The 5,368-nt window shown below is 70.2% G+C and carries 7 protein-coding genes and 1 pseudogene; 1 reads left to right on the top strand and 7 read right to left on the bottom strand.

All coding sequences use genetic code 11. The features are described from left to right. The 6 genes and pseudogenes from K6I34_RS38725 to K6I34_RS30700 all read right to left on the bottom strand — a co-directional run. Positions 1 to 140, bottom strand: a pseudogene (locus K6I34_RS38725) (metabolite-proton symporter); the annotation flags it as partial. Between the two features lie 58 nt (positions 141 to 198). Further along, positions 199 to 432 carry a SpoIIE family protein phosphatase gene (locus K6I34_RS38465; RefSeq protein ID WP_229330966.1) on the bottom strand — a complete coding sequence of 78 codons (234 nt, stop codon included), beginning with the start codon at positions 430 to 432 and terminating at the stop codon, positions 199 to 201. A gap of 261 nt (positions 433 to 693) precedes the next feature. Then, a complete protein-coding gene (locus tag K6I34_RS30715) occupies positions 694 to 1,146 on the bottom strand; it encodes a hypothetical protein (protein WP_229330964.1) in 453 nt (150 codons plus the stop codon). Between the two features lie 142 nt (positions 1,147 to 1,288). Beyond that, complete coding sequence (locus K6I34_RS30710) at positions 1,289 to 2,473, bottom strand: GTP-binding protein (RefSeq protein WP_229330962.1); 1,185 nt, start codon at positions 2,471 to 2,473, stop codon at positions 1,289 to 1,291. Between the two features lie 6 nt (positions 2,474 to 2,479). Further along, the gene (gene rpmF, locus K6I34_RS30705) at positions 2,480 to 2,650 is read right to left on the bottom strand and encodes a 50S ribosomal protein L32 (RefSeq protein WP_229330960.1); all 171 of its coding nucleotides are present in this window, start codon (positions 2,648 to 2,650) and stop codon (positions 2,480 to 2,482) included. Between the two features lie 183 nt (positions 2,651 to 2,833). After that, positions 2,834 to 3,748: a glycoside hydrolase family 19 protein gene (locus tag K6I34_RS30700; protein ID WP_229330958.1), complete on the bottom strand. Its 915-nt coding sequence runs from the start codon at positions 3,746 to 3,748 to the stop codon at positions 2,834 to 2,836. A gap of 241 nt (positions 3,749 to 3,989) precedes the next feature. On the opposite strand from K6I34_RS30700, the gene K6I34_RS30695 reads away from it, so the two are divergent. Beyond that, positions 3,990 to 4,403 (top strand): cysteine/serine endopeptidase inhibitor, encoded by a 414-nt coding sequence (locus K6I34_RS30695; protein ID WP_229330956.1) that lies wholly within the window; start codon positions 3,990 to 3,992, stop codon positions 4,401 to 4,403. A 48-nt stretch (positions 4,404 to 4,451) separates the two neighbouring features. Here the strand turns inward: K6I34_RS30695 and K6I34_RS30690 are convergent, their stop codons facing one another. Next, positions 4,452 to 5,354, bottom strand: a complete 903-nt coding sequence (locus tag K6I34_RS30690) for an alpha/beta fold hydrolase (RefSeq protein WP_229330976.1) — start codon at positions 5,352 to 5,354, stop codon at positions 4,452 to 4,454. Positions 5,355 to 5,368: the final 14 nt, after the last annotated feature.

Below are 5,368 nucleotides of genomic sequence, written 5' to 3'. Positions count from 1 at the left end.
GCGGCCATGACGGTGGCGAAGCAGCCGTACACCCCGAACTCGTACCACTCGATGAAATTGCCCACGGACCCCGCGGCCAGGGCGCGCCGGGCCTGTCTCCGGTGGTCGGTCCCGACGCCGTCGGCGGAGAGTACGGTCACGGGGACATCCTCCTCCGCGCGAGGGGAGCGGGACAGGTGCGGGCGGGGCGGGACCGGGTCAACGGCCGACGGCGTTCCGGGTGATGGCCAGGGCCGCCATGTCGTCGTCGCGCGGCCCGCCGATCCAGTGCTCGACGTCACGCACGAGGGCCTCGATCACCTCACCCGGCTGCCGGAACGGCCCCCGGCCGACGAGGTGATCCCCCGGTTCGTACAACCTGCCGGAGCGGTCCCGGGCCTCCGTCACCCCGTCCGCGATCAGCAGCCTGGAGCCGTATGGGGTGTCCTGCACCGCGTACGGCTCCAAGCTGCTGCTCAGTGCCTCGATCTGGGCTGCCTTTTGGAGTTCTCTCCCGGATAAGTCCGGGAGACTCTCCCCTGGATCGCCCCGGGGAGTTTGGCAGGTCACGCCTGTCCAACGGCGACCCTCCCGGCCGCCGGAGCAAGTACGAGACTCACTCGGGTTGTTAAGGACTTGGTTGTCGTCCCCAACGGTGCACCAACCGTACCAGAAGCATTACGGAGCGATGCGACGGCGCTCCGCACCAGCCGGTCAAGGACCGCCTTCACCGCCCCCGCGAACGAGGGAGCACTGGCCAAGATCTCGCTGGACGGTCAGCGGCCCGACGCGGGCCGGGGGCACGGGCAGCACGGCGCGCTGGGCCGCCTCCGCGACGGAGCGCACGGCCTCCAGGCGGCGCCCGTGGCGGGCGATGACCCGGTTCACCCCGATACCGACGCCCGCCGTGAACACCGCGTCGGTCAGGGTGAGCGTGCCGACGACATGGCCGAAGTAGCCGTCCTTGACCGTCAGCGCCAGCTCGACCAGGACGACGACCGCCCCGGCGGCGACGGTGTGCGGCAACGAGAGCAGCGCCCCTGCCGCCACGACGGCGGCGGCCAGCAGCGGATCGCCCCAGTACTCACGCGGCGACAGGACGTTCCACACGGTCCCGGCCACGATCAGGGCCGTCGGGGCGAACGAGACGTACCGGGGCCACGTCATGGGAAGTGGATCCATCCGCGCCCCGATCCCGCTACCGACCGCCACCGCACCGCTTCATGCCTGAATCGCGATCATATGCACCGCCCGCACCGGCGGCGGGAACGCAGCGCCGCGCTCACCGCCGTGCCGCGCCGTCGGAGTTCTATACGACCTCCGCGTGGCCCACAGGGTGGTGCTCCTGCTCGCAGGCGTCGTCGGTCCCATGGACACCCCACGCGGGGAAGGGGTCGTCGTACGGAACGGTCTCGCCCTCCTTCATCAGGCACGCCGCCAGGGCGAACCGCAGCTCGTCGGCACGGAGATCGGTGCCGATGAAGACCAGTTCCTGGCCCTGCGCGGTGTCGTGGTCCCGTGTGCCCGAGGGCTCGAAGCGGGCCACGGAGCCGACCTGGGACCACAGGCCGGTCACACGGGGGCGGGTGGCCAGCCAGAAGAAGCCCTTGGACCGCAGGACCCGGCCGTGGTTCCCGCCGTCGAGGCCGGTGGTGACGAAGTCCCACAGCCTGCCGGGGTGGAAGGGGCGGTCGGAGCGGAAGACCGTCGAGGAGATGCCGTACTCCTCGGTCTCCGGGACGTGGTCGCCGTTGAGCTCCCTGACCCAGCCCGGCGCCTGCTGGGCCCGTTCGAGGTCGAACAGCCCGGTGCCGAGGACGGCGGCGGGCGCCACCCGCCCGCGTACGGCGGGCACGACCCGGGCCGCGGGGTTCAGCCGGGCCAGCGCGGCCCGGAGCCGGGTCGCGTCCCGCTCGCCGACCAGGTCGAGCTTGTTGAGGACGATGACGTCCGCGAATTCGACCTGGTCCATGAGCAGGTCGCTCACCGTGCGCTCGTCGTCCTCGTACTGGTCGAGCCCGCGCCCGGCGAGTTCGTCCCCTCCGGCCAGCTCGGGCAGGAAGTTCGCGGCGTCGACGACGGTGACCATGGTGTCCAGCCGGGCCAGGTCGCCCAGGGTGGCACCGTCGTCGCGCGGGAAGGCGAAGGTCGCGGCGACCGGCATCGGTTCGGAGATGCCGCTCGACTCGATCAGGAGGTGGTCGAACCGGCCCTCGCGGGCCAGCCGGCCGACCTCCTCCAGGAGATCGTCCCGCAGCGTGCAGCAGATGCACCCGTTGGTCATCTCGACGAGGCGCTCCTCGGTGCGCGAGAGCGCGGCCTCGCCTCCCCGTACGAGCGCGGCATCGATGTTGATCTCGCTCATGTCGTTGACGATCACCGCGACACGCAGGCCGTCGCGGTTGGCCAGGACATGGTTGAGCAGAGTCGTCTTGCCCGCGCCGAGAAAGCCGGACAGCACGGTGACCGGCAGTCGGCCGTCGGCCTCGGTCATCGCCGGTCAGCCCTCGGGGTGCAGCAGGCCGCGCTCGTACGCCGCGACCAGCCGCTGCGGGACGAGATACGAGGCCCCGTCCACGGTGATCGGCACCAGCTTCGGCGCGGTGGCCTTCCACTGCGCGCGACGGTGACGGGTGTTGCTGCGGGACATCTTCCGCTTCGGGACAGCCATGAGTACTCCCAGGTGAGCGCCGTAGTGCCGGAGCAGCGTAACATGAAAACGACTTCCATTTGCATCAGGTCCACGTCACCCCCGCTCGCGGCACTCGGCACGCGGCGCGAGCGCACTCGACACTCAGCACTCAGCACTCGCGAGCGCACTCGACACCGCGGCACCCCTCCGGACCGCGCCGGGTCAGCAGTACAGGTTTCCGCCCGGCGCCACACCGAGGAGCTGCGCGAAGCGCTGATAGCTCGCCACCCGGTTCTGCACCTGGCCGGGGTTGCCGCCGTTGCACTCCACGGCGCCGTTGATGCTGCGGATCGTCTCCCCGAAGCCGCGGCCGTTGACCATGGCGTCGTGCGGCGTCATGCTGCCGGGACCCCGCTGGGTGTTCCAGTACCACAGCGCGGTCTTCCAGGAGACGGCCGGGTCGTTCTGCACCAGCGAGGGGTTGTGGAGCAGGTCGATCCCGAGGGCGTCGCCCGCCGCCTTGTAGTTGAAGTTCCAGCTGAGCTGGAGCGGCCCGCGGCCGTAGTACGCGGCCTGACCGGCGGGGCAGCCGTAGGGCTGGCTCCCGTCGCAGTAGTGGGGGTAGTTGGCGGTGTTCTGCTCCACGACGTAGACCAGCCCGCCGGTCTCGTGGTCGACGTTCGCGAGGAAGGCGGCGGCCTCCTGCTTCCTGGTCTCGTCACTGCCGGTCCGGGCGAAGCCCGGGTACGCGCCGAGCGCGGCGACCAGGCCGTTGTAGGTATAGAACGCGTTCCGGTTGGGGAACATCTGCCGGAATTGCGCCTCGCTCACCGGGAAACCGCCGGGCTGCGGATCGCCGCCGCCCTGGCAGGTGTACGGATCCCAGTACCAGGTGCTGATGACCGGGTCGTAGCCGGGATTGTCGTGCGAGGCCTTGTAGTACTGCCCGTTGGTGTACCGGACGACCGTCCCCGCCGGATACCAGGTGCCCGCCGTCCAGTTGGAGGCACTGCCGCAGACACTGGCGGCGGCTCTCACCGCGGCCGTGGCGGACGGGGCGGCGACGACCACGCCGATCAGGGCCAGAGCGGCCAGCAGCAGGGCGGCGAATCGGGTCCTTCTCAGGTTTCTTCTCATCGCGCAAGTGAATATGCCAGAGGGATCACTGTCAATGACACGAACATTCTCCGGCCCAACTCGATTCACCAGACAATGAGTTCAGGACAACTGTCACTCAAGAGGCTTGCGGGAACGCCGGTATGCATGGCACCTCTGTACGGAAAGCCGGACGCGTGCCGGGAATTACCGCTGTCACGCACCGGCAATCTCTTCCACCCGCAATGACACGACCCCTGAACGAGGAGAAACCGTGCGTGACATGAAGCGTGTGAGATATGCGGCCGCCGCCCTGGTCGCCGCCGTCACCGGCATCGCCCTGGGCACGGGGACGGCGGCCGCCGATGTCCCGGTGGGACAGCCGATGAGCGGCAAGATGACGTACTACACCGACAAGGGTTACGGCGCGTGCGGCACGCCCATCGACGCGACGTCCCAGGAACTGGTCGCGGTCTCGCCGTCGTGGTGGACCTCCGCGAACCCGAACAACGACCCGCTCTGCCGGGGCATATCCGTGGAAGTCAGCTACAACGGCAAGACCATCAGGGTGCCGGTCAGGGACAAGTGTCTCTCGTGCGACCCGACCCACATCGACCTCAGCCAGCCGGCCTTCCAGAAGCTGGCACCGCTCGACCGGGGCGTGGTCAACGGAATCACCTGGAAGTTCGTCCGCTGACCGCCGGCATACGCGTCGGCTGGTGAGCGATGACGGCCCGGGCACGGGTCAGATCCCGTCCCGGCCCGCCTCCGTGCGCCGGACCAGCCCCGCGATCAGTGCGCCGAGCCTGGGCCACAGCTGACGGGGCAGGTCGTGCCCCATGCCCTCGATGATCACCAGCTCGGCGCCGGGGACGGCCTCCGCGGTCGCCTGCCCGCCGCTGACGTCGCACATGACGTCGGCGGCACCGTGGACGACCAGCGTGGGGACCTTCAGCGTCCGGAGCCGGGCCGTACGATCACCGGTGGCCAGGACGGCGACCGCCTGACGCATCATGCCCGGATGGTCGACGCCCCGGTCGTGGGCGAGACCGGCCCGTTCGGCCACGCCCGCCGCGTCGAAGGGGAACCCCGGGGACCCGACCGCCCGGAGCGCCCGTACCTGCCAGCCGACGTAGCCTTGGCGGTCGTCCGGCGGCGGCCCCAGCCCGCTCAGTTTCGCGAAGTGCGGCTGTCCTACCGCGAGGTCTCCGGTGGTGGACATCATCGAGGTCAGCGAGCGGACCCGGCCGGGGTGCTCGACGGCCAGCGTCTGGGCGATCATGCCGCCCAGGGAGGCCCCGACCAGGTGGGCGCTGTCGATCCCGAGGACGTCGAGCAGGCCGACGGCGTCGGCGGCCATGTCCGACAGCGAGTACGAGGCCGACGAGAGGTCACCGGCCAGTGCCGCCTGGAGGTCGGGCACCGGCGCGTCGCGGAAGTGCGTCGACCGGCCGGAGTCGCGGTTGTCGAACCGGATCACCTGCAGGCCGTGGCCGACGAGTTCGGCGCAGAAGCCGTCCGGCCAGTTGATCATCTGTGCCCCGCCGCCCATCATCAGCAGCACGGGCGGCGCCCCGGGGCCGCCGAAACGCTCGTAGACCACCTCGATGGCGGACGGACCGACGTTCACGGCCTTTTCCTCGCTCACTCTTCGCTCACCGC

This window comes from Streptomyces sp. UNOC14_S4 (genome assembly GCF_020740835.1).
Taxonomy (GTDB): Bacteria; Actinomycetota; Actinomycetes; order Streptomycetales; family Streptomycetaceae; genus Streptomyces.
This window is presented reverse-complemented; position numbering and strand designations above follow the sequence as displayed.

Excerpts from the sequence above, each read along its gene's own strand:
- K6I34_RS30715 (WP_229330964.1), bottom strand. The coding sequence starts at position 1,146 with ATGACGTGGCCCCGGTACGTCTCGTTCGCCCCGACGGCCCTGATCGTG.
- K6I34_RS30710 (WP_229330962.1), bottom strand. The coding sequence starts at position 2,473 with ATGACCGAGGCCGACGGCCGACTGCCGGTCACCGTGCTGTCCGGCTTT.
- rpmF (WP_229330960.1), bottom strand. The coding sequence starts at position 2,650 with ATGGCTGTCCCGAAGCGGAAGATGTCCCGCAGCAACACCCGTCACCGT.
- K6I34_RS30700 (WP_229330958.1), bottom strand. The coding sequence starts at position 3,748 with ATGAGAAGAAACCTGAGAAGGACCCGATTCGCCGCCCTGCTGCTGGCC.
- K6I34_RS30695 (WP_229330956.1), top strand. The coding sequence starts at position 3,990 with ATGAAGCGTGTGAGATATGCGGCCGCCGCCCTGGTCGCCGCCGTCACC.